The sequence below is a fragment of the Enterobacter cloacae complex sp. IR5412 genome, from assembly GCF_049237385.1.
Classification (GTDB): Bacteria; Pseudomonadota; Gammaproteobacteria; order Enterobacterales; family Enterobacteriaceae; genus Enterobacter; species Enterobacter intestinihominis.
Genome location: NZ_JBMKHQ010000004.1, coordinates 283,837 through 304,081, shown reverse-complemented (window position 1 = coordinate 304,081; position 20,245 = coordinate 283,837). Strand labels below are relative to the sequence as shown.

Annotated in this window: 17 protein-coding genes and 1 other annotated feature; of the genes, 12 read left to right on the top strand and 5 right to left on the bottom strand. The window is 56.3% G+C overall.

Annotation, left to right across the window (positions count from 1 at the left end; all coding sequences use genetic code 11):
* Window positions 1-118: 118 nt before the first annotated feature.
* Together acrR and mscK are read left to right on the top strand one after the other, a co-directional pair.
* Window positions 119-772 carry a multidrug efflux transporter transcriptional repressor AcrR gene (gene acrR, locus ACOTX2_RS10130; protein WP_032621623.1) on the top strand — a complete coding sequence of 218 codons (654 nt, stop codon included), beginning with the start codon at window positions 119-121 and terminating at the stop codon, window positions 770-772.
* Between the two features lie 113 nt (window positions 773-885).
* Window positions 886-4,263: a mechanosensitive channel MscK gene (gene mscK, locus ACOTX2_RS10125; protein ID WP_058676944.1), complete on the top strand. Its 3,378-nt coding sequence runs from the start codon at window positions 886-888 to the stop codon at window positions 4,261-4,263.
* A gap of 33 nt (window positions 4,264-4,296) precedes the next feature.
* On the opposite strand, the gene rsmS is transcribed toward mscK, so the two are convergent.
* Window positions 4,297-4,491, bottom strand: a complete 195-nt coding sequence (gene rsmS / locus ACOTX2_RS10120; protein WP_022647275.1) for a pleiotropic regulatory protein RsmS — start codon at window positions 4,489-4,491, stop codon at window positions 4,297-4,299.
* Between the two features lie 12 nt (window positions 4,492-4,503).
* On the bottom strand, window positions 4,504-5,031 hold the full coding sequence (gene priC / locus ACOTX2_RS10115; RefSeq protein WP_022647276.1) for a primosomal replication protein N'': 528 nt from the start codon (window positions 5,029-5,031) through the stop codon (window positions 4,504-4,506).
* Window positions 5,032-5,081: 50 nt separating this feature from the next.
* Here priC and ACOTX2_RS10110 point away from each other — a divergent pair, with 50 nt between their 5' ends.
* From ACOTX2_RS10110 to ACOTX2_RS10070, 9 genes are all read left to right on the top strand, one after another.
* Window positions 5,082-5,459, top strand: a complete 378-nt coding sequence (locus ACOTX2_RS10110; protein WP_001189855.1) for a DUF454 family protein — start codon at window positions 5,082-5,084, stop codon at window positions 5,457-5,459.
* 151 nt (window positions 5,460-5,610) lie between these two features.
* Window positions 5,611-6,162, top strand: coding sequence for an adenine phosphoribosyltransferase (gene apt / locus ACOTX2_RS10105; protein ID WP_000127359.1), 552 nt, complete (start codon window positions 5,611-5,613; stop codon window positions 6,160-6,162).
* A gap of 88 nt (window positions 6,163-6,250) precedes the next feature.
* A complete protein-coding gene (dnaX, locus tag ACOTX2_RS10100) occupies window positions 6,251-8,179 on the top strand; it encodes a DNA polymerase III subunit gamma/tau (protein ID WP_023299467.1) in 1,929 nt (642 codons plus the stop codon).
* Window positions 7,509-7,573, top strand: a sequence feature (DnaX frameshifting element). Its footprint overlaps the gene before it by 65 nt.
* A gap of 53 nt (window positions 8,180-8,232) precedes the next feature.
* A complete protein-coding gene (locus ACOTX2_RS10095) occupies window positions 8,233-8,565 on the top strand; it encodes a YbaB/EbfC family nucleoid-associated protein (RefSeq protein ID WP_003858972.1) in 333 nt (110 codons plus the stop codon).
* The gene (recR, locus tag ACOTX2_RS10090; RefSeq protein WP_006809843.1) at window positions 8,565-9,170 is read left to right on the top strand and encodes a recombination mediator RecR; all 606 of its coding nucleotides are present in this window, start codon (window positions 8,565-8,567) and stop codon (window positions 9,168-9,170) included. Before ACOTX2_RS10095 ends, recR begins: the two co-directional genes overlap by 1 nt.
* A 110-nt stretch (window positions 9,171-9,280) precedes the next feature.
* The gene (htpG, locus tag ACOTX2_RS10085; RefSeq protein ID WP_015571245.1) at window positions 9,281-11,155 is read left to right on the top strand and encodes a molecular chaperone HtpG; all 1,875 of its coding nucleotides are present in this window, start codon (window positions 9,281-9,283) and stop codon (window positions 11,153-11,155) included.
* Window positions 11,156-11,384: 229 nt separating this feature from the next.
* The gene (gene adk / locus ACOTX2_RS10080) at window positions 11,385-12,029 is read left to right on the top strand and encodes an adenylate kinase (protein WP_006809841.1); all 645 of its coding nucleotides are present in this window, start codon (window positions 11,385-11,387) and stop codon (window positions 12,027-12,029) included.
* A gap of 124 nt (window positions 12,030-12,153) precedes the next feature.
* Entirely contained in the window at window positions 12,154-13,116 is a 963-nt protein-coding gene (hemH, locus tag ACOTX2_RS10075; protein WP_017383216.1) for a ferrochelatase, read from the top strand.
* A 62-nt stretch (window positions 13,117-13,178) separates the two neighbouring features.
* Window positions 13,179-14,483: an inosine/guanosine kinase gene (locus ACOTX2_RS10070; protein ID WP_022647280.1), complete on the top strand. Its 1,305-nt coding sequence runs from the start codon at window positions 13,179-13,181 to the stop codon at window positions 14,481-14,483.
* Window positions 14,484-14,589: 106 nt separating this feature from the next.
* On the opposite strand, the gene ybaL is transcribed toward ACOTX2_RS10070, so the two are convergent.
* A complete protein-coding gene (ybaL, locus tag ACOTX2_RS10065) occupies window positions 14,590-16,266 on the bottom strand; it encodes a YbaL family putative K(+) efflux transporter (protein ID WP_022647281.1) in 1,677 nt (558 codons plus the stop codon).
* 232 nt (window positions 16,267-16,498) lie between these two features.
* A complete protein-coding gene (locus tag ACOTX2_RS10060) occupies window positions 16,499-17,719 on the bottom strand; it encodes an MFS transporter (protein ID WP_421625911.1) in 1,221 nt (406 codons plus the stop codon).
* A gap of 164 nt (window positions 17,720-17,883) precedes the next feature.
* On the opposite strand from ACOTX2_RS10060, the gene ushA reads away from it, so the two are divergent.
* A complete protein-coding gene (gene ushA, locus ACOTX2_RS10055; RefSeq protein ID WP_063147922.1) occupies window positions 17,884-19,536 on the top strand; it encodes a bifunctional UDP-sugar hydrolase/5'-nucleotidase UshA in 1,653 nt (550 codons plus the stop codon).
* Window positions 19,537-19,657: 121 nt separating this feature from the next.
* Here ushA and ybaK read toward each other — a convergent pair whose 3' ends face one another.
* Complete coding sequence (ybaK, locus tag ACOTX2_RS10050; RefSeq protein ID WP_010428207.1) at window positions 19,658-20,137, bottom strand: Cys-tRNA(Pro)/Cys-tRNA(Cys) deacylase YbaK; 480 nt, start codon at window positions 20,135-20,137, stop codon at window positions 19,658-19,660.
* Window positions 20,138-20,245 lie beyond the last annotated feature (108 nt).

Sequence of the window (20,245 nt, the reverse complement as noted above, 5' to 3'; positions counted from 1 at the left end):
TCAAATTGATCAAGGGTCCTGAGTCTAAAAACCCATTGCTGCGTTTATATTATCGTCATGCTATGGTACATACATTCATAAATGTATGTAAATCTGACTCCTGTAAATTCATCAACGTATGGCACGAAAAACCAAACAACAAGCGCTGGAAACCCGACAACACATTCTGGATGTGGCAATGCGTTTGTTCTCACAGCAGGGTGTTTCGGCAACCTCGCTGGCGCAGATTGCTCAGGCCGCGGGCGTCACGCGGGGAGCGATTTACTGGCATTTTAAAGACAAGTCAGATCTGTTTGGTGAAATCTGGGAGCTTTCAGAGTCCAGCATCAGCGATCTTGAGAGTGAGTATCGGGCAAAATTCCCTCACGATCCACTCTCAGTATTAAGAGAAATATTAGTATATATCCTTGAAGCGACTGTTGTGGAAGAACGCCGACGTCTGATGATGGAAATCATCTTCCATAAATGTGAGTTTGTTGGCGAAATGGCGGTGGTTCAGCAGGCGCAGCGCGACCTGTGTCTGGAAAGCTACGATCGCATCGAGCAAGTTCTTAAGGAATGTATGCAGGCCGACATGCTTCCCGCTACGCTGTTAACGCGCCGGGCGGCGATCCTGATGCGCAGCTATATTTCCGGCCTGATGGAAAACTGGCTTTTCGCCCCGCAGTCGTTCGATCTGAAATCAGAGGCGCGTAGCTACGTCGCGATTTTCCTGGAGATGTGCCAGCTTTGCCCAACCCTCCGCAGCGAGGGATCGCCGCTTACTGCCTGAATCTTTCCAGGAAATGTCTTAGAGGATTACCTTCCCGCTATTCTGCTTTAGCCGGGCGTGATATTCTTCACGCCCGACTATTTTCGGTCATTTCTCAGATCACATTCACGACTATGCTGCACACCTATCGCTCGACACATTCTGTTCTGGCCGTTTTTTTGATCCTGCTGTTTTTCTTTGCAGCCGCACCGCATTCCTGGGCCCGTGCAGACAACGGCAGTGATGTCCCGACGCGTGCCGAGGTTCAGTCGCAACTCGACACCCTGAATAAACAAAAAGATCTCTCCGCCCAGGAAAAGCTCGTTCAGCAGGACCTGACGGAAACCCTGGATACGCTGGATAAGATCGATCGCATCAAAGCCGAAACGACCCAGTTGCGGCAGAAGGTCGCTCAGGCGCCGGAGAACATGCGTAAAGCAACGGAGGCACTGAACGCGCTTAGCGACGTTGATAACGACGATGAAACCCGAAAAACGCTTGCCACGCTTTCGTTGCGCCAGCTCGAGTCGCGCGTGGCGCAGCTGCTGGACGATCTGCAAACGGCGCAGTCCGATCTCTCGACCTATAACAGCCAGCTGGTTTCGCTGCAAACCCAGCCTGAGCGCGTGCAGAACGCCATGTATTCTGCATCGCAACAGCTACAGCAGATACGTAACCGTCTGAATGGCATTACCGTGGGGGAAGGGGCGCTTCGACCGACCCAGCAAACGCTGCTGAACATCCAGCAGACGCTGCTGAACGCGGAGATTGAACAGCAGCGTAAGAGTCTGGAAGGCAACACGGTGTTGCAGGATGCGCTGCAAAAACAGCGTGACTACGTGAACGCGAATATCAACCGGCTCGAGCATCAGCTTCAGCTGTTGCAGGAGGCGGTGAACAGCAAGCGCCTGACGCTGACCGAAAAAACGGCGCAGGAAGCGGTCTCGCCAGACGAAACGGCGCGTATCCAGGCCAATCCGTTGGTGAAGCAGGAGCTGGAGATTAACCATCAGCTGAGCGAGCGCCTGATTCAGGCGACTGAAAGCGGCAGCGCGCTGGTGCAGCAGAATATTAAAGTCAAAAACTGGCTGGATCGCGCTTTGCAGGCTGAGCGCAATGTCAAAGAGCAGATTGCCGTCCTGAAGGGAAGCCTGCTGCTGTCGCGCATTCTTTACCAGCAGCAGCAGACGCTGCCGTCCGCCGACGAGCTGGAAGACATGACCAATCGCATTGCGGATTTGCGTCTTGAACAGTTTGACGTTAACCAGCAGCGCGATGCCCTGTTCCAGAGCGATACGTTTGTTGCCAAAGTGGAAGAAGGCCATTCAAGTGAAGTAAACGGTGAAGTTCACGACGCGCTGTTGCAGGTTGTGGATATGCGCCGCGAGTTGCTCGATCAGCTTAATAAGCAGCTGGGCAACCAGCTGATGATGGCGATTAACCTGCAAATCAACCAGCAGCAGCTGGTGAGCGTGTCTAAAAGCCTTCAGGAGATCCTGACCCAGCAGATTTTCTGGGTGAACAGCAACAAACCCATGGACTGGGACTGGTTTAAATCTTTCCCTGAAACGCTGAAATCCCAGATCAAAAGCATGAAAATTACCGTGAACTGGGAGAAAGCCTGGCCTGCGGTAATGATTGCCTTCCTTGCGGGTCTGCCTTTGCTGCTCATCGCCGGAGTAATACGCTGGCGTTTGAAATGGCTGAAGCAGTACCAGGCGAAGCTGGCCTCGGAAGTGGGGCAACTGCGTAACGACAGCCAGCTGCACACCCCGAAAGCGATCCTGATCGATCTGATCCGTGCTCTGCCGGTCTGCCTGCTGATCCTCGCCGTCGGCCTGATCCTGTTGACCATGCAGCTCAATATCAGCGACCTGCTGTGGGCGTTCAGCAAAAAGCTGGCGCTGTTCTGGCTGGTGTTTGGTCTGTGCTGGAAAGTGCTGGAAAAAGATGGCGTCGCGGTCCGACACTTCAACATGCCGGAGAAACTCACCAGCCACTGGCGTCGCCAGATTGTACGTATCAGCCTCGCGCTGTTGCCGCTGCACTTCTGGTCCGTTGTGGCCGAGCTTTCGCCGCTGCATCTGATGGATGACGTGTTGGGACAGCTGGTAATTATGCTGAACCTGCTGCTGATAGCCGTCCTGATGTGGCCGATGTGCCGCGACAGCTGGCGTGATAAAGAGTCCCACAATCTTCGTCTGGTTACCGTAACGGTGCTGGCGATCATTCCGCTGGCGCTGATGGTGCTGACGGCAACGGGTTACTTCTATACCACGCTTCGTCTGTCAGGCCGCTGGATTGAAACCGTGTATCTGGTGATCCTGTGGAACCTGCTGTTCCAGACCGTGCTGCGCGGTTTGAGCGTGGCGGCGCGCCGCATTGCGTATCGTCGTGCTGTTGCCCGTCGACAGCATCAGGTTAAAGAGGGGGCTGAAGGGGCTGAGCCGCAGGAAGAGCCGACCATTGCCCTGGAGCAGGTCAACCAGCAAACGATGCGTATTACCATGCTGGTGATGATTGCGCTGTTTGCGGTGATGTTCTGGGCCATCTGGTCTGATTTAATTACCGTCTTCGCCTACCTCGACAGTATCACCCTCTGGCAATACAACGGTACCGAAGCGGGCGCTGCGGTAATGAAAAGCGTCACCATGGGCAGCCTGCTCTTTGCGCTGGTGTCGTCGGTGGTGGCCTGGGCGTTGATCCGCAACCTGCCTGGTCTGCTGGAAGTGCTGGTGCTCTCAAGGCTGAACCTGCGTCAGGGGGCGTCGTATGCCATTACCACCATCCTGAACTACGTCATTATTATTGTCGGGGCGATGACGGTATTCGGCTCGCTGGGCGTCTCGTGGGATAAACTCCAGTGGCTGGCGGCGGCGCTGTCGGTAGGTCTGGGCTTCGGCTTGCAGGAGATCTTCGGTAACTTTGTTTCTGGCCTGATAATCCTGTTCGAACGTCCGGTGCGTATCGGCGATACCGTCACCATCGGCACCTTCTCCGGGACCGTCAGCAAGATCCGTATTCGTGCGACCACCATCACTGACTTCGATCGTAAAGAGGTGATCATCCCGAACAAAGCCTTCGTGACCGAGCGACTGATCAACTGGTCGCTTTCGGATACTACGACGCGCGTGGTGGTCCGACTCGGGGTGGCCTATGGTTCAGATCTGGATAAAGTGAAAGAGGTCCTGCTGGAAGCCGCGAAATCACATCCTAAAGTGATGCACGATCCTGCGCCTGACGTGTTCTTCACCACCTTCGGGCCAAGCACGCTGGATCATGAGCTGCGCCTGTACGTACGCGAACTACGCGATCGCAGCTACACCGTCGATGAGCTGAACCGCACCATTGACCGTCTGTGCCGTGAAAACAACATTAATATCGCCTTCAACCAGCTTGAAGTTCACCTGCGTAACGAGAAAGGTGACGAACATACGGAAGTGAAGCGCGAGATTAAGGGTGACGAAAACTCCGCCCCTCACCCTGCCCTCTCCCCAGAGGGGAGAGGGTAAAAAGCGAATCAGGGCAGATCTTTCAAACCGCACCTAACGGTCCCCTCTCCCTCCAGGGAGAGGGCTAGGGTGAGGGTGAGGGCAACCGGCCTTCACCTTTCCCTCAAAATCCCGCCGCACAATCTCCAGCGCTTTCAGCACCGTCTCCGCCGGGATCTCGTGATTCTCCAGCAGCATAATTAAATCGACGGCCAGCTTGACCTCGTCGGGGGCATTTTCCAGTGACATTAGTGGCTCCTGTTAACGGGTCAGGCGTTCAATGACGCGTTCAATCTCATCCAGCGCCTGACGGCAGCGGACGATGCGGCCTTCCAGCGCGCTGATTTCACGCATTAATAACTGCTGCTCTTGCAGCGTTTCGCTGGTGGTCAGGCGGGCTTCGCGCTCACACTTCATCTCAAACAGACGCCGCTCAAACTCCTGGTTCTCCAGCCGCTTGCGCTGCCATTTTCCGAGCCCAGGCGAGGCGCTGTCCCACGCCCGTAGCGGCCAGGCGGCGATTTCGCGGTGCAGGGCGGTGATCTGCTCAGTAAGATGCTCCGCAAGCCACACCACCTGTTCCTGCTGTTCACTCTCAACCGCGTGGCGAAGCTCGTCGAGGTTGGTCTGCATCTCAGCAAGGTAATCCTGAATGACGGTACTGCGGGTGCGGAAGAGCTGCCGGTCAAAGCGCGGTTTCAGCGTAGCATGTCCCATCAGCGGTGTGGCCTGCGCCCGCAGCGCGATCAGCTGATTTTGCAGCCTCTCAAGAAGCAGTGCTGTTTTCAATGCGCTCTCCAGTGGTAAAGTAGCCGTTCAGTTTGATAACGATTCGCATTATGCAGCGTACTATTTTAATCATCATTGGCTGGCTCGCGGTAGTGCTGGGTACGCTGGGCATCGTATTGCCCTTGCTGCCGACCACCCCGTTCATCCTGTTGGCCGCCTGGTGCTTCGCCCGCTCGTCGCCGCGTTTTCACCACTGGCTACTGTACCGTTCGTGGTTTGGCGGCTACCTGCGGCACTGGCAAAAACACCGGGCCATGCCGCCCGGGGCCAAGCCGCGCGCCATTGCCTTCATCCTGATCACCTTCGCCGTCTCGTTATGGCTGGTGAAAATGATGTGGGTGCGCATTCTGCTGCTGGCGATCCTGGCCTGCCTGCTGATCTTCATGTGGCGGATCCCCGTGGTTGATGAAAAGCAACAAAAGCACTGAAGCCTCATCATGGCGGTTGCAATTATGGCGCACAGCCAGTAAATTCGACCGTTTTCGAGCACAGGTGCGCCTGGTCAAAGGTTAAACAACTGTTACTTTGACCGACTCGTCGCGCGCCGTGAGTAACACTGTTTCATTTAGGCACAAACCGATGACCGCAACTGCACAGCAGCTTGAATATCTGAAAAATAGCATCAAAAGTATCCAGGATTATCCAAAGCCTGGCATTCTTTTCCGTGATGTCACCAGCTTGCTGGAAGACCCGAAAGCGTACGCACTCAGCATTGAACTGCTGGTTGAGCGTTATAAAAACGCCGGGATCACCAAAGTAGTAGGTACCGAAGCCCGTGGCTTCCTGTTCGGCGCACCGGTTGCGCTGGCGATGGGCGTGGGTTTTGTGCCGGTGCGTAAGCCGCGCAAACTGCCGCGTGAAACCATTGCTGAGAGCTATGAGCTGGAATACGGCACCGATCAGCTGGAAATTCACGTTGATGCCATCAAGCCAGGCGACAAAGTGCTGGTGGTGGACGATCTGCTGGCAACCGGCGGCACCATCGAAGCGACCGTGAAGCTGATCCGTCGTCTGGGCGGGGAAGTGACCGACGCGGCATTCATCATCAACCTGTTCGATCTTGGCGGCGAGCAGCGCCTGGAAAAACAGGGTATTACCAGCTACAGCCTGGTGCCTTTCCCGGGTCATTAATCCCGTATCTCACAACCTCGCTCAATGGGTGAGGTTGTGATAGCATTCCCCTCCATTAATTCACCTTCCAGCGTTGCAGAGCCTGCCCATGAGTTATCAGGTGTTAGCCCGTAAATGGCGACCACAAACCTTTGCTGACGTTGTCGGTCAGGAACATGTGCTGACGGCCCTGGCGAACGGCTTGTCGCTAGGTCGCATCCATCACGCCTATCTTTTCTCCGGCACCCGCGGCGTCGGTAAAACCTCTATTGCCCGCCTGCTGGCAAAAGGTCTGAACTGCGAAACCGGGATCACCGCCACCCCGTGCGGCGTATGTGACAACTGCCGCGAGATCGAGCAGGGGCGTTTTGTCGATCTGATCGAGATCGACGCCGCCTCGCGCACCAAGGTGGAAGACACCCGCGATCTGCTCGACAACGTGCAGTACGCCCCGGCGCGCGGCCGCTTCAAGGTCTATCTGATCGATGAAGTACACATGCTGTCGCGCCACAGCTTCAACGCCCTGCTGAAAACGCTGGAAGAGCCGCCTGCGCATGTCAAATTCCTGCTGGCGACCACCGATCCGCAAAAGCTGCCGGTCACGATCCTGTCGCGCTGCCTGCAATTTCATCTGAAGGCGCTGGACGTTGAGCAGATCCGCGCTCAGCTTGAACACATTCTTGATGAAGAGAAGATCGTTCACGAGCCGCGCGCCCTGCAGCTGCTGGCCCGCGCGGCGGACGGAAGCCTGCGTGATGCGCTGAGCCTGACTGACCAGGCAATTGCCAGCGGTGACGGTAAGCTTTCCACTGACGCGGTCAGCACCATGCTCGGCACGCTAGATGACGATCAGGCGCTGTCGCTTATCGAAGCGATGATTGCCGCCAACGGTGAGCGGGTAATGACCCTCGTCAACGATGCCGCCGCCCGTGGCATTGAATGGGAAGCGCTGCTGGTCGAGATGCTCAGCCTGCTGCATCGCGTGGCGATGCTGCAATTGTCTCCGTCGGCCATTGGCGCGGACATGGCGACCATTGAACAGCGGATGCGTGAACTTGCGCGCACCGTGCCGCCGGCTGACGTGCAGCTTTATTATCAAACCCTGCTGATTGGCCGCAAAGAGCTGCCGTTTGCACCGGATCGCCGGATGGGCGTTGAAATGACGCTGCTGCGCGCGCTGGCCTTCCATCCGCGCAAGCCATTGCCGGAGCCGGAAACGCCCCGGCAGTCCTTTGCGCCGGTTGCGCCGACCGCGGTAATGTCACCGCAGCAGGTGCCACCGCAACCGGCATCGCCGCCGCCGCAGAACGTGCCGCTGTCGGATGCCACCAGTTCGGTGCTTGCCGCACGAAGCCAGTTGCAACGTGCGCAGGGAGCAACCAAACCAAAAAAGAGTGAACCGGCAGCGCCTGCAAGAGCGCGGCCGGTGAACAACGCCGCGCTTGAACGACTGGCCTCGGTAACGGAGCGCGTGCAGTCGCGTCCGGCACCGTCCGCGCTCGAGCAAAAAGCCCCGGCGAAAGAAGAGGCATACCGCTGGAAGGCGACTACCGTTGTTGAAACGGTCAAGGAAGTGGTCGCCACGCCAAAAGCGCTGAAAAAGGCGCTTGAGCATGAAAAAACGCCGGAGCTGTCCGCGAAGCTCGCGGAAGAGTCCATCGAGCGCGACGCCTGGGCCGCTGAGGTCAGCAAACTTCAGCTGCCGAAGCTGGTGGAGCAGGTCGCGCTGAATGCCTGGAAAGAGCAGGAAGGCAATCAGGTGCGTCTGCACCTGCGCCCTGGCCAGCGGCACCTCAACTCCCCAGGCGCGCAAAAGGCGCTGGCCGAGGCGCTTACCGCATTACAGGGTGTGCCGGTTGAATTGACTATCATTGAAGATGATAATCCGGCGGTGAAAACGCCGCTCGAGTGGCGTCAGGCGATTTATGAAGAGAAGCTCGCGCAGGCGCGCGAGTCGATTATCGCGGATAACAACATCCAGACCCTGCGCCGGTTCTTCGACGCCGATCTGGATGAAGAGAGTATTCGCCCCCTTTGATCGTGAGTCTGACTTACGGTTGTAATCCTTAACGTGAAAGAAGAGAGAAGCCTATGTTTGGTGGAAAAGGCGGTCTGGGTGGTCTGATGAAGCAGGCTCAGCAGATGCAGGAAAAAATGCAGAAGATGCAGGAAGAGATCGCTCAGCTGGAAGTCACGGGTGAATCGGGTGCCGGTCTGGTCAAGGTGACCATCAACGGTGCGCACAACTGCCGTCGCGTTGAAATCGACCCGAGCCTGCTCGAAGACGACAAAGAGATGCTGGAAGATCTGGTTGCAGCCGCGTTTAACGATGCCGCTCGCCGTATCGACGAAACCCAGAAAGAGAAAATGGCCTCTGTTTCCAGCGGTATGCAACTGCCGCCGGGCTTTAAGATGCCATTCTGATGCAAACCAGTCCGCTGCTCACGCAGTTAATGGAAGCACTGCGCTGCCTGCCGGGCGTTGGCCCGAAGTCGGCGCAGCGTATGGCGTTTACGCTATTGCAGCGCGACCGCAGCGGCGGGATGCGCTTGGCGCAGGCTCTGACCCGCGCCATGTCAGAAATTGGTCACTGTGCGGATTGCCGGACCTTTACCGAGCAGGACGTCTGTAACATCTGCACGAACCCGCGTCGTCAGGAAAACGGTCAGATTTGCGTGGTGGAGAGTCCGGCGGACATCTACGCCATCGAACAAACCGGGCAGTTTTCCGGCCGCTATTTCGTGCTGATGGGGCATCTCTCCCCGCTGGACGGCATCGGCCCGGATGATATCGGTCTCGATCGTCTTGAACAGCGTCTTGAGTCCGAGACGATCAAAGAGGTGATCCTCGCCACCAACCCGACGGTGGAAGGGGAGGCAACCGCCAACTACATCGCCGAGCTGTGCGCGCAGTACGGCGTTGACGCCAGCCGCATCGCCCACGGCGTGCCGGTCGGCGGTGAGCTGGAGATGGTCGACGGCACCACGCTGTCGCACTCGCTGGCCGGACGACACAAGATTATTTTCTGACCAAACGGAGGCTGCGTGCGCGGCCTCCGCTTGAAAATTCCCCCCCTTATCCCCATCTCTCACTCAACGTTTTACAACCCCATTAAATGGCATTGTTGAGGTCGACTTAGATGAAAGGACAAGAAACCCGTGGTTTCCAGTCAGAAGTAAAACAGCTTCTGCACCTGATGATCCATTCCCTGTATTCCAACAAAGAAATCTTCCTGCGTGAGCTGATTTCCAACGCCTCCGATGCGGCGGACAAGCTGCGCTTCCGCGCGCTGTCCAACCCGGATCTGTACGAAGGCGATGGCGAACTGCGCGTGCGCGTCTCTTTTAATAAAGAGAACCGCACCCTGACGATTGCCGATAATGGCATCGGGATGAACCGCGACGAGGTGATCGACCATCTCGGCACCATCGCTAAATCCGGCACCAAAGCGTTCCTCGAGTCCATGGGCTCTGACCAGGCGAAAGACAGCCAGCTGATCGGTCAGTTCGGCGTAGGCTTCTACTCGGCATTCATCGTGGCGGATAAAGTCACCGTACGCACCCGCGCTGCGGGCGACAGCGCCGAAAACGGGGTGCTGTGGGAATCCAAAGGGGAAGGCGAATACACCGTTGATGATATCACCAAAGCGGATCGCGGCACCGAAATCACTCTGCACCTGCGCGAAGGCGAAGACGATTTCCTGAACGACTGGCGCGTACGCTCCATCATCAGCAAATATTCTGACCACATCGCGCTGCCGGTTGAGATTGAAAAACAGGAAGAGAAAGACGGCGAAACCGTGGTTTCCTGGGAGAAAATCAACAAGGCGCAGGCGCTGTGGACGCGCAATAAAGCTGAAATTAAAGACGACGAGTACAACGAGTTTTACAAGCACATCGCCCACGACTTTACCGACCCGCTGACCTGGAGCCACAACCGTGTGGAAGGGAAGCAGGAGTACACCAGCCTGCTGTACATTCCGGCGCAGGCGCCGTGGGACATGTGGAACCGCGATCACAAGCACGGCCTGAAGCTGTACGTGCAGCGCGTCTTCATCATGGACGACGCCGAGCAGTTCATGCCGAACTACCTGCGCTTTGTGCGTGGCCTGATAGATTCCAACGATCTGCCGCTGAACGTCTCCCGTGAAATTCTCCAGGACAGCACCGTCACCCGTAACCTGCGTAACGCCCTGACCAAGCGAGCGTTGCAGATGCTGGAAAAACTGGCGAAAGACGATGCGGAAAAATACCAGACCTTCTGGAAACAGTTCGGCCTGGTGCTGAAAGAAGGCCCGGCGGAAGACACCGCGAACGTGGAAGCTATCGCTAAACTGCTGCGCTTCGCCTCTACGCACAACGACTCCTCCGCCCAGACCGTGTCGCTGGAAGAGTACGTCTCCCGCATGAAAGAAGGGCAGGAGAAGATCTACTACATCACCGCCGACAGCTATGCGGCAGCGAAGAGCAGTCCGCATCTGGAGCTGCTGCGTAAGAAAGGCATCGAAGTGCTGCTGCTGTCTGACCGCATCGACGAGTGGATGATGAACTACCTGACCGAGTTCGACGGTAAATCCTTCCAGTCCGTTGCTAAAGCCGACGAGTCTATCGATAAGCTGGCGGATGAAGTGGACGACAGCGCGAAGGAAGCCGAGAAGGCGCTGGAGCCGTTCGTTGAGCGCGTGAAAACCCTGCTGGGCGACCGCGTGAAAGAGGTGCGCTTCACGCACCGTCTGACCGATACGCCAGCCATTGTCACCACCGATGCGGACGAAATGAGCACCCAGATGGCGAAACTGTTCGCTGCGGCGGGCCAGGCCGTGCCGGAAGTGAAATATATCTTTGAGCTTAATCCGGATCATCCGCTGGTGAAACGCGCGGCGGATACCCAGGACGACGCCCGCTTTGCGGAGTGGGTTGAACTGCTGCTGGATCAGTCCCTGCTGGCCGAGCGCGGCACCCTGGAAGATCCTAACCTGTTCATTAAACGTGTGAATGCGCTGCTGCTGGCGTAATACAAAACCTACCCCTCACCCTGGCCCTCTCCCCAAAGGGGAGAGGGTATAATCGTCCCCTCTCCCCTTTGGGGAGAGGGTTAGGGTGAGGGGGCATTCTCGCACTAACCCAAATAATCTCCCCCCGTTAACCGTTTCAGCCTCCCCGCCTTCCTTGAGCGATACCCGTTCTGGTGGTATTGTTTAGCGCTTTTGAAAAATTGAATCGACATTTGAGGGGATTTTCGCAATGCGTATTATTCTGCTTGGCGCTCCGGGCGCGGGTAAGGGAACTCAGGCTCAGTTCATCATGGAGAAATACGGTATTCCGCAAATCTCTACTGGTGACATGCTGCGTGCCGCTGTTAAATCTGGCTCCGAGCTGGGCAAACAAGCTAAAGACATCATGGACGCAGGCAAGCTGGTGACCGACGAACTGGTTATCGCGCTGGTAAAAGAGCGCATTGCTCAGGAAGACTGCCGCAATGGTTTCCTGCTGGACGGCTTCCCGCGCACCATTCCTCAGGCTGACGCCATGAAAGAAGCGGGCATAAACGTGGATTACGTGCTGGAGTTCGATGTACCGGACGAACTGATCGTTGACCGTATCGTTGGCCGTCGCGTGCACGCTGCCTCTGGCCGCGTTTACCACATCAAATTCAACCCGCCTAAGGTTGAAGGCAAAGACGACGTGACCGGCGAAGAGCTGACCACCCGTAAAGACGATCAGGAAGAAACCGTGCGTAAACGCCTGGTGGAATACCATCAGATGACCGCACCGCTGATCGGCTACTACACCAAAGAAGCGCAGGCGGGTAATACCAAATACGCGAAAGTGGACGGCACCAAAGCCGTGGCTGACGTACGTGCAGAGCTGGAAAAAATTCTCGGCTAAGCGCACCTCTCTCACCCGGAGCCCCGGGTGAGAAAAATTCTCATCTTACCTATTGCAGCAATGGGTTTCGTTTAAACGCATTTCCGCTACAATTGACAGCCTATCAAATGGTTAAGAGGCGTGAATGAGTCAGGCGAAAACCGGCATCCTGCTTGCCAATCTGGGCACCCCAGAAGCACCTACTCCAGCGGCGGTAAAACGCTACCTGCGACAATTTTTAAGCGACACGCGCGTCGTGGATACCCCAAGACTGCTGTGGTGGCCACTGCTGCGTGGCGTCATTCTGCCGATTCGTTCCCCGCGTGTGGCAAAGCTCTATCAGTCCGTGTGGATGGAAGAAGGCTCGCCGCTGATGGTCTACAGCCGTCGTCAGGAGAAGGCGCTGGCCGCCCGTCTGCCGGACATGCCCGTTGCGCTCGGTATGAGCTACGGTAAGCCATCCCTGGAAAGCGCCGTCGACTCTCTGCTGGCGCAGGGCGTTGAACACATTGTGGTGCTGGCCCTTTATCCGCAGTATTCGTGCTCCACGGTGGCTGCCGTCTGGGACGAACTGGCACGCATTCTGGCGACCCGCCGCCGTATACCGGGCATCACCTTTATCCGCGACTACGCCGATAACGAGCTGTACATTCAGGCGCTTGCCAGCAGCGCGCGCGCGTCGTTTGAAAAACACGGCGAGCCGGATCTGCTGCTGCTCTCCTATCACGGTATTCCGCAGCGTTTCGCGAACGAAGGGGACGATTACCCCCAGCGTTGCCGCGATACCACCCGTGAACTGGTCTCCGCCCTCGGCCTGCCGCCTGAGAAGGTGATGATGACCTTCCAGTCGCGCTTCGGCCGTGAACCGTGGTTGACCCCGTATACTGATGAAACTCTAAAAATGCTGGGCGAGAAGGGCGTGAAGCACATTCAGGTTATGTCGCCGGGCTTCTCGGCGGATTGTCTGGAAACGCTGGAAGAGATTGCCGTCCAGAACAAAGAGTTCTTCATGGAGGCCGGCGGAACGAAATACGAATACATTCCTGCGCTTAACGACTCCCCTGAACACATCGATATGATGGTGTCACTGGTCACCACCCGCCGCTGATCGCGTTACGGGCCGGGTTTGTGCTACCATTCCCGGCCCGTATTCTTTGCACAGTTCAGACCATGAAATTTCCCGGTAAACGTAAGTCCAAACACTATTTCCCCGTCGATGCCCGCGATCCGCTGTTACAGCAAATTCAGCAGGAAAGCGAAACCAGCGCTGCCTGGGTGGTCGGTATCGATCAGACGCTGGTGGACATTGAAGCCAAAGTGGATGATGCGTTTGTCGCACGTTATGGTCTGAGCGCCGGGCACTCGCTGGTGATTGAGGATGACGTTGCCGAAGCGCTGTATCAGGAACTGATGCGCGAAAATCTTATCACCCACCAGTTTGCTGGCGGCACCATCGGTAACACCATGCACAACTACTCCGTTCTGGCAGACGACCGCTCGGTACTGCTTGGCGTGATGTGCAGCAATATCGAAATCGGTGGCTACGCCTACCGCTACCTGTGCAATACCTCCAGCCGCACCGATCTGAACTATTTGCAGGGCGTTGACGGGCCAATTGGTCGTTGCTTTACGCTGATAAGCGATTCCGGCGAGCGTACCTTTGCCATCAGCCCCGGCCATATGAACAAGCTACGCGCTGAAAGTATTCCGGAAGAGGTGATCGCGGGCGCGTCTGCGCTGGTGTTGACGTCTTATCTGGTGCGCTGCAAGCCGGGCGAACCAATGCCGGACGCAACCATGAAGGCAATTGAGTATGCGAAGAAATACAACGTGCCTGTGGTTCTGACGCTGGGCACCAAATTCGTGATTGCCGACAACCCGGAGTGGTGGCAGGCCTTCCTGAAAGAACACGTCTCGATTCTGGCGATGAATGAAGAAGAAGCCGAAGCGCTGACCGGCGAAAGCGATCCGCTGCTGGCGTCTGATAAGGCGCTGGACTGGGTGGATCTGGTGCTCTGCACCGCAGGGCCGGTCGGGCTGTACATGGCGGGCTTCACGGAAGAAGAGAGCAAGCGGAAAACCCAGCACCCGCTGCTGCCGGGCGCTATCGCCGAATTTAACCAGTACGAGTTCAGCCGCGCCATGCGTCATAAAGACTGCATCAACCCGCTGCGTATCTTCTCCCACATTGCACCGTATATGGGTGGCCCCGAGAAGATCATGAACACCAACGGCGCGGGCGACGGCGCGCTGGCCGCGCTGCTGCACGACATCACCGCTAACGCCTACCACAAAACCAATGTGCCGAATTCCAGCAAACACACCTTCAACTGGCTGACCTATTCCTCGCTGGCGCAGGTGTGCAAGTACGCGAACCGCGTGAGTTATCAGGTGCTGAACCAGCATTCACCGCGCTTAACGCGTGGGCTGCCGGAACGGGAAGACAGCCTCGAAGAGGCGTATTGGGACAGGTAAAAGAAGACCCCTCACCCTGGCCCTCTCCCCAAAGGGGAGAGGGAACTTGAACACCCTCTCCCCTTTGGGGAGAGGGCTGGGGTGAGGGGACCAGGCCGCACAAAATTTACCCCGTCACCGCCTCTTCAACCGGCGGCTTCGTCAGCATTGTCAGCATCGTATTCGCAATCTCACGCTCACCCATCACCACCTGATTCGCGCCGCGCTCGGTAATGTACTCCACTTCGTCATCATAATGGGCGCGGGCTATGATTTCGATATGCGGGCATTTTTCACGGGCTGTGGCGACAATCTCGCCAGCCTCGTAACCGTTCGGGATAGTGAGCAGCAGCCAGCGAGCGCAGTCCAGATGCGCCAGATTCATAATCTCTTCGTTAGCCGCGTTGCCCAGCACCGCGCGGATGCCGCGTTCGCGAAGTTCGTCGACGCGGGTGCGTGACGTTTCAATCACTACAAGTGGAATGCCCTGAGCCATCAGTTTTTCACCCAGCAGGCTGCCGACGCGGCCAAAACCGACCAGCAGCGCGTGGTTGCAGATATCCACCGGGATCTGTTTCTCTTCTTCTGTCGCCTCTTCCAGCGTCAGCTCTTCGAGGGTTTCGGTCTTCTCGAGATATTTCTCCAGCAGGGCAAACAATACCGGGTTCAACATGATGGAGAGGATCGCCCCCGCCAGCACCAGATTTTGCCCAGCCTGTGGCAGCAGATTCAGGGCCATTCCCAGACCAGCCAGAATAAAGGCGAACTCGCCAATCTGCGCCAGGCTGGCGGCGATGGTCAGCGCCGTGCGCGGCGAGTGACCGAACATCCGCACCAGGAAGAAGGCGGCAACGGACTTACCAAAGATGATGATTGCCAGCGTACCCAGCACGGCCAGCGGCTGCTGGATGAGGATCATCGGGTCGAACAGCATCCCGACGGAGACAAAGAACAGCACCGCGAACGCATCACGTAGTGGCAGAGTATCGTGCGCGGCACGGTGGCTCAGCTCGGACTCGTTCAGCACCATCCCGGCGAAGAACGCGCCCAGCGCAAAGGAGACGTCAAACAGCTCGACAGCGCCAAAGGCAATGCCCAGCGCCAGCGCAAGGACCGAAAGCGTGAACAGTTCACGCGAGCCGGTGGCGGCGCTGCGGGACATGATCCACGGCACCAGACGGCGGCCCACCAGCATCATGATGGCAATAAACGCCACAACCTTACCGATGGTAATGCTCATATCCAGCGCCAGCGAAGCGAAGCCGATATTCTCTTTTTCCATCATCCCGGCGACGGCGGGCAGCAGTACCAGCGTCAACACCATCACCAGATCTTCAACTATCAGCCAGCCAATCGCGATTTGCCCGCGCTGGCTGTCTATCAGCTGCCTCTCTTCAAGCGCGCGCAGCAGCACCACGGTACTGGCGGTTGAAAGACACAGCCCAAATACGATACCGGTCATGATTGACCAGCCCAGCACCGCCGAAAGCGCCATGCCCAGCAGCGTCGCCACCCCTATCTGGGCGATCGCTCCCGGTATGGCGATCGACTTTACCGCCATCAGATCCTTCAGGGAAAAATGCAGTCCGACGCCAAACATCAGCAGGATAACGCCCAGTTCCGCCAGCTCCGGTGCAAGTTTGGTATCTGCGACAAAACCCGGCGTAAAGGGTCCTGCCAGCACGCCCGCTAACAAATAGCCTACCAGGGGCGAAATACGCAGTTTGTTGGCAATCATGCCGAGGATAAAAGCGAGCACAAGTCCACCAACAATGGTGGTGATAAGCGGTGTGGCGTGGTGCATTCCGTCTCCTTTCGCGATGGGTGATCCATTTTTGGTGCAAATACCAAAAAGCCGATTAATAGTTTATGACAATTTTTACGCTTATGTTTATGAATAATTGTTGAAATCACAATAAAAAGGCAATAAGCACGAAAAAAGGCAGATTTTGATAAATTTGCTGAGGGGAGGGAGAGGAAAGCCTTATGGCATCAGGTTATCCGGCTGCCAAAGTTTAACTTTGGCAGCCATGTAGTTACGCTTTATGACGGTTGTCAGGCAGGAATATGGTCAACATCCCCAGAAGTGGCAGGAAAGCGCAGATTTTATAGACCAGGAAGATGCTAGTGTGGTCTGCAACCATCCCTAACACGGCGGCGCCAAGGCCGCCCATGCCAAAGGCAAAACCGAAAAAGAGACCGGAAACCATACCGATACGTCCCGGCAGCAGCTCTTGCGCATAGACCAGAATGGCTGAAAACGCCGACGCGAGAATAAAACCAATTATCACTGTCAATATTCCGGTCCATTCCAGCGTTGCGTACGGTAAAACAAGCGTAAACGGCGCAACGCCGAGGATAGAGCCCCAAATCACATATTTACGTCCGATTTTATCTCCCACAGGGCCGCCAATCACCGTGCCTGCCGCCACCGCAAACAGGAAGGCAAAGAGATGGAACTGGGCGTTTTGTACCGATAATCCGAATTTTTGCATCAGATAGAAGGTGTAATAGCTGCTAATGCTCGCCATATAGAAATATTTCGAGAAAATCAGCACCAGCAGCACGCTGACGGCAAGGATCACCTTATTACGCGGAAGGGGATTAGTTATCTTTGCGACAGGTTTTCCCTTATTTACGCGATGCTGCGCGGCATACCAGCGGCTGATTTGCGCCAGGACGACAATCGCCAGCAGCGCGGCCAGCACAAACCACGCCACGTTGCCTTTGCCGTAAGGCGCGATAATTACCGCCGCCAGCAGAGGACCGAGGGAGCTACCAAAGTTCCCCCCCACCTGGAACAGAGACTGCGCCAGCCCGTGGCGTCCGCCGGAGGCCATACGCGCCACGCGGGACGATTCCGGATGGAACACCGATGAACCGGTTCCTACCAGCGCCGCGGCAACCAGTACCGCCTCAAAGCTGCCCGTCATGGCCAGCAGCACCAGCCCGCTCAGGGTGAAGCACATCCCAATGGGCAGCGACCATGGCATCGGGTATTTGTCCGTCCAGTAGCCCACCACCGGCTGTAGCAGCGAAGAGGCCAGCTGGAAGGTCAGGGTAATCATCCCGATCTGCACGAAGGTTAATGAGAACTCAGACTGCAACAGCGGGTAGATCGCCAGAATCAGCGACTGGATCATGTCGTTGAGCAGATGAGAGAGACTGATTGCGCCTAATACTTTGAAGGAAGTGCGCGATTTCGGCGGCGACGCCGGAACGCCCTGAACAGGCTGGGTTGATTCACTGATTGCCATAAATACCACGTCAATTTGTAATTAGAGATGCAGGGAGTAATTATTATCCGACTAACATACTCGTCCGTGACATTTGAAGAAAGTCGCAATTCTGAAAACTTATTTGTCTATTCTTGTGAGTCACTGTAATTTTTGCGTTTGTCTATGGGTCAGGGAGAGAGAAGATGAAGTTAATAAAGCGTGGCGTCGCGCTGGCGCTCATCGCCGCATGGGGGCTGACAAGCCTGCCCGCGCAGGCGTATGAAAAAGATAAAACCTATAAAATTACCATTCTGCATACTAACGATCATCACGGCCATTTCTGGCGCAGCGAATACGGTGAATATGGCCTGGCGGCGCAAAAAACGCTGGTGGACGGCATTCGTAAAGAGGTCTCGGCTCAGGGCGGCAGCGTGCTGTTGCTGTCGGGCGGGGATATTAATACCGGCGTACCGGAATCTGATTTGCAGGATGCCGAGCCTGATTTCCGCGGCATGAATTTAATTGGTTACGACGCGATGGCGGTCGGAAACCACGAGTTTGATAACCCGCTGAGCGTATTGCGCCAGCAGGAAAAGTGGTCCAAATTTCCGTTCCTTTCCGCCAATATTTATAAGAAAAGCACCGGCGAGCGCCTGTTTAAACCGTGGGCGCTGTTTAAGCGTCAGGATCTGAAGATCGCGGTCATCGGCTTAACCACCGACGATACGGCCAAAATTGGCAACCCTGAATTTTTCACCGACATCGAATTCCGTAAACCGGCGGACGAAGCGAAGCTGGTGATCCAGGAGTTGCAGCAGAATGAAAAACCGGATGTGATTATCGCTACCACCCACATGGGGCATTACGACAACGGTCAGCACGGCTCTAACGCGCCGGGCGACGTGGAGATGGCGCGCAGCCTTCCTGCGGGCTCGCTGGCGATGATTGTGGGCGGTCATTCGCAGGATCCGGTCTGCATGGCTTCTGAGAATAAAAAGCAGGTAGATTATGTGCCCGGCACGCCGTGCGCGCCGGATCGTCAGAACGGTATCTGGATTGTACAGGCCCACGAGTGGGGTAAATACGTAGGCCGTGCGGATTTCGAATTCCGTAACGGCGAGATGAAGCTGGTGCACTATCAGCTCATCCCGGTCAACCTGAAGAAGAAAGTAACCTACCCGGACGGCAAAAGCGAGCGGGTACTCTACACGCCAGAGATCGCTGAAAACCAGCAGATGCTCTCCCTGCTGACGCCGTTCCAGAGCAAAGGGAAAGCGCAGCTGGACGTGAAGATTGGCACGCTTAACGGACGACTGGAAGGGGACCGCAGCAAAGTCCGCTTCGTACAAACCAACATGGGGCGTCTGGTGCTGGCCGCGCAGATGGCGCGCACGAATGCGGATTTCGGCGTGATGAGCGGCGGCGGTATTCGTGATTCCATCGATGGCGGAAACATCACCTATAAAGACGTGCTCAAAGTGCAGCCGTTTGGCAACGTGGTGGTGTATGCGGACATGAGCGGGAAAGAGGTAATTGACTACCTGACCGCCGTGGCGCAGATGAAGCCGGACTCCGGAGCGTATCCGCAGTTTGCTAACGTCAGCTTCGTCGCGAAGGACGGTAAGCTCAACGATCTCAAAATCAAAGGCGAACCTGTTGATCCGGCGAAAACCTACCGCCTGGCAACGTTAAGCTTTAACGCCACCGGCGGCGACGGCTATCCGCATATCGATAACAAACCGGGCTATGTAAATACCGGGTTTATTGATGCGGAAGTGTTAAAGCAGTTTATCCAGCAAAATTCACCGATTGACGTGAACGCGTATGAGCCGAAGGGCGAGGTGAGCTGGCAGTAGTGTTGTGCGGCCTGATGCCCTCACCCCAACCCTCTCCCACCGGGAGAGGGCGCGAACACAAAAAAACGGTAACGCCTGTTACCGTTTTGCTTTTACCTCGCAGCGCCACCGGGCAATTTTCTCAATCCCTGCGCGCAATATCCGCAAATTTCGCGTCCAGCATTTTCGCCAGATCGCCTGCGGCCAGTTCGATATCCAGCCCGCGTTTGCCGCCAGAAATATAGATCGTCTCAAATTCCTGCGAAGGCGCATCGATCAGGGTCGGCAGACGCTTTTTCTGGCCGAGCGGGCTGATCCCGCCGACCAGATAACCCGTAGTGCGTTGCGCAACCATCGGGTCTGCCATATCGACCTTTTTCGCTCCCAGCGCTTTGGCCACTTTCTTCAGATCAAGCTGTCCGGCGACGGGCGTCACTGCCACGGCGAGGTGCTTCATATCGCCATTCACCGCGACCAGCAGCGTTTTGTAAACCTGGTCCGCGTTCAGCCCCAGCTTGCGCACCACTTCATCACCAAAGTTGGTTTCGTTCGGATCGTGATCGTAGGTGTGGATCCGGAAAGAAATTTTGTTTTTTTCGAGTAATTTAACGGCGGGAGTCATGGCTATCCTTCTTACGACAGACGGTTCATGCCAGCAGCATACGCCTGACGTTTGTCTAAAAAATAGCACCATCTTGCGCAATAGTATTGGCAGTGATGGTTACTTTGA

What these genes read in the sequence shown, in the direction of transcription:
- adk (WP_006809841.1), top strand. Translation starts at nt 11,385, where the DNA reads ATGCGTATTATTCTGCTTGGCGCTCCGGGCGCGGGTAAGGGAACTCAG.
- ACOTX2_RS10070 (WP_022647280.1), top strand. Translation starts at nt 13,179, where the DNA reads ATGAAATTTCCCGGTAAACGTAAGTCCAAACACTATTTCCCCGTCGAT.
- ushA (WP_063147922.1), top strand. Translation starts at nt 17,884, where the DNA reads ATGAAGTTAATAAAGCGTGGCGTCGCGCTGGCGCTCATCGCCGCATGG.
- ACOTX2_RS10095 (WP_003858972.1), top strand. Translation starts at nt 8,233, where the DNA reads ATGTTTGGTGGAAAAGGCGGTCTGGGTGGTCTGATGAAGCAGGCTCAG.
- recR (WP_006809843.1), top strand. Translation starts at nt 8,565, where the DNA reads ATGCAAACCAGTCCGCTGCTCACGCAGTTAATGGAAGCACTGCGCTGC.
- mscK (WP_058676944.1), top strand. Translation starts at nt 886, where the DNA reads ATGCTGCACACCTATCGCTCGACACATTCTGTTCTGGCCGTTTTTTTG.
- ACOTX2_RS10110 (WP_001189855.1), top strand. Translation starts at nt 5,082, where the DNA reads ATGCAGCGTACTATTTTAATCATCATTGGCTGGCTCGCGGTAGTGCTG.
- dnaX (WP_023299467.1), top strand. Translation starts at nt 6,251, where the DNA reads ATGAGTTATCAGGTGTTAGCCCGTAAATGGCGACCACAAACCTTTGCT.
- rsmS (WP_022647275.1), bottom strand. Translation starts at nt 4,491, where the DNA reads ATGTCACTGGAAAATGCCCCCGACGAGGTCAAGCTGGCCGTCGATTTA.
- htpG (WP_015571245.1), top strand. Translation starts at nt 9,281, where the DNA reads ATGAAAGGACAAGAAACCCGTGGTTTCCAGTCAGAAGTAAAACAGCTT.
- acrR (WP_032621623.1), top strand. Translation starts at nt 119, where the DNA reads ATGGCACGAAAAACCAAACAACAAGCGCTGGAAACCCGACAACACATT.
- hemH (WP_017383216.1), top strand. Translation starts at nt 12,154, where the DNA reads ATGAGTCAGGCGAAAACCGGCATCCTGCTTGCCAATCTGGGCACCCCA.
- ybaL (WP_022647281.1), bottom strand. Translation starts at nt 16,266, where the DNA reads ATGCACCACGCCACACCGCTTATCACCACCATTGTTGGTGGACTTGTG.
- apt (WP_000127359.1), top strand. Translation starts at nt 5,611, where the DNA reads ATGACCGCAACTGCACAGCAGCTTGAATATCTGAAAAATAGCATCAAA.
- ACOTX2_RS10060 (WP_421625911.1), bottom strand. Translation starts at nt 17,719, where the DNA reads ATGGCAATCAGTGAATCAACCCAGCCTGTTCAGGGCGTTCCGGCGTCG.
- ybaK (WP_010428207.1), bottom strand. Translation starts at nt 20,137, where the DNA reads ATGACTCCCGCCGTTAAATTACTCGAAAAAAACAAAATTTCTTTCCGG.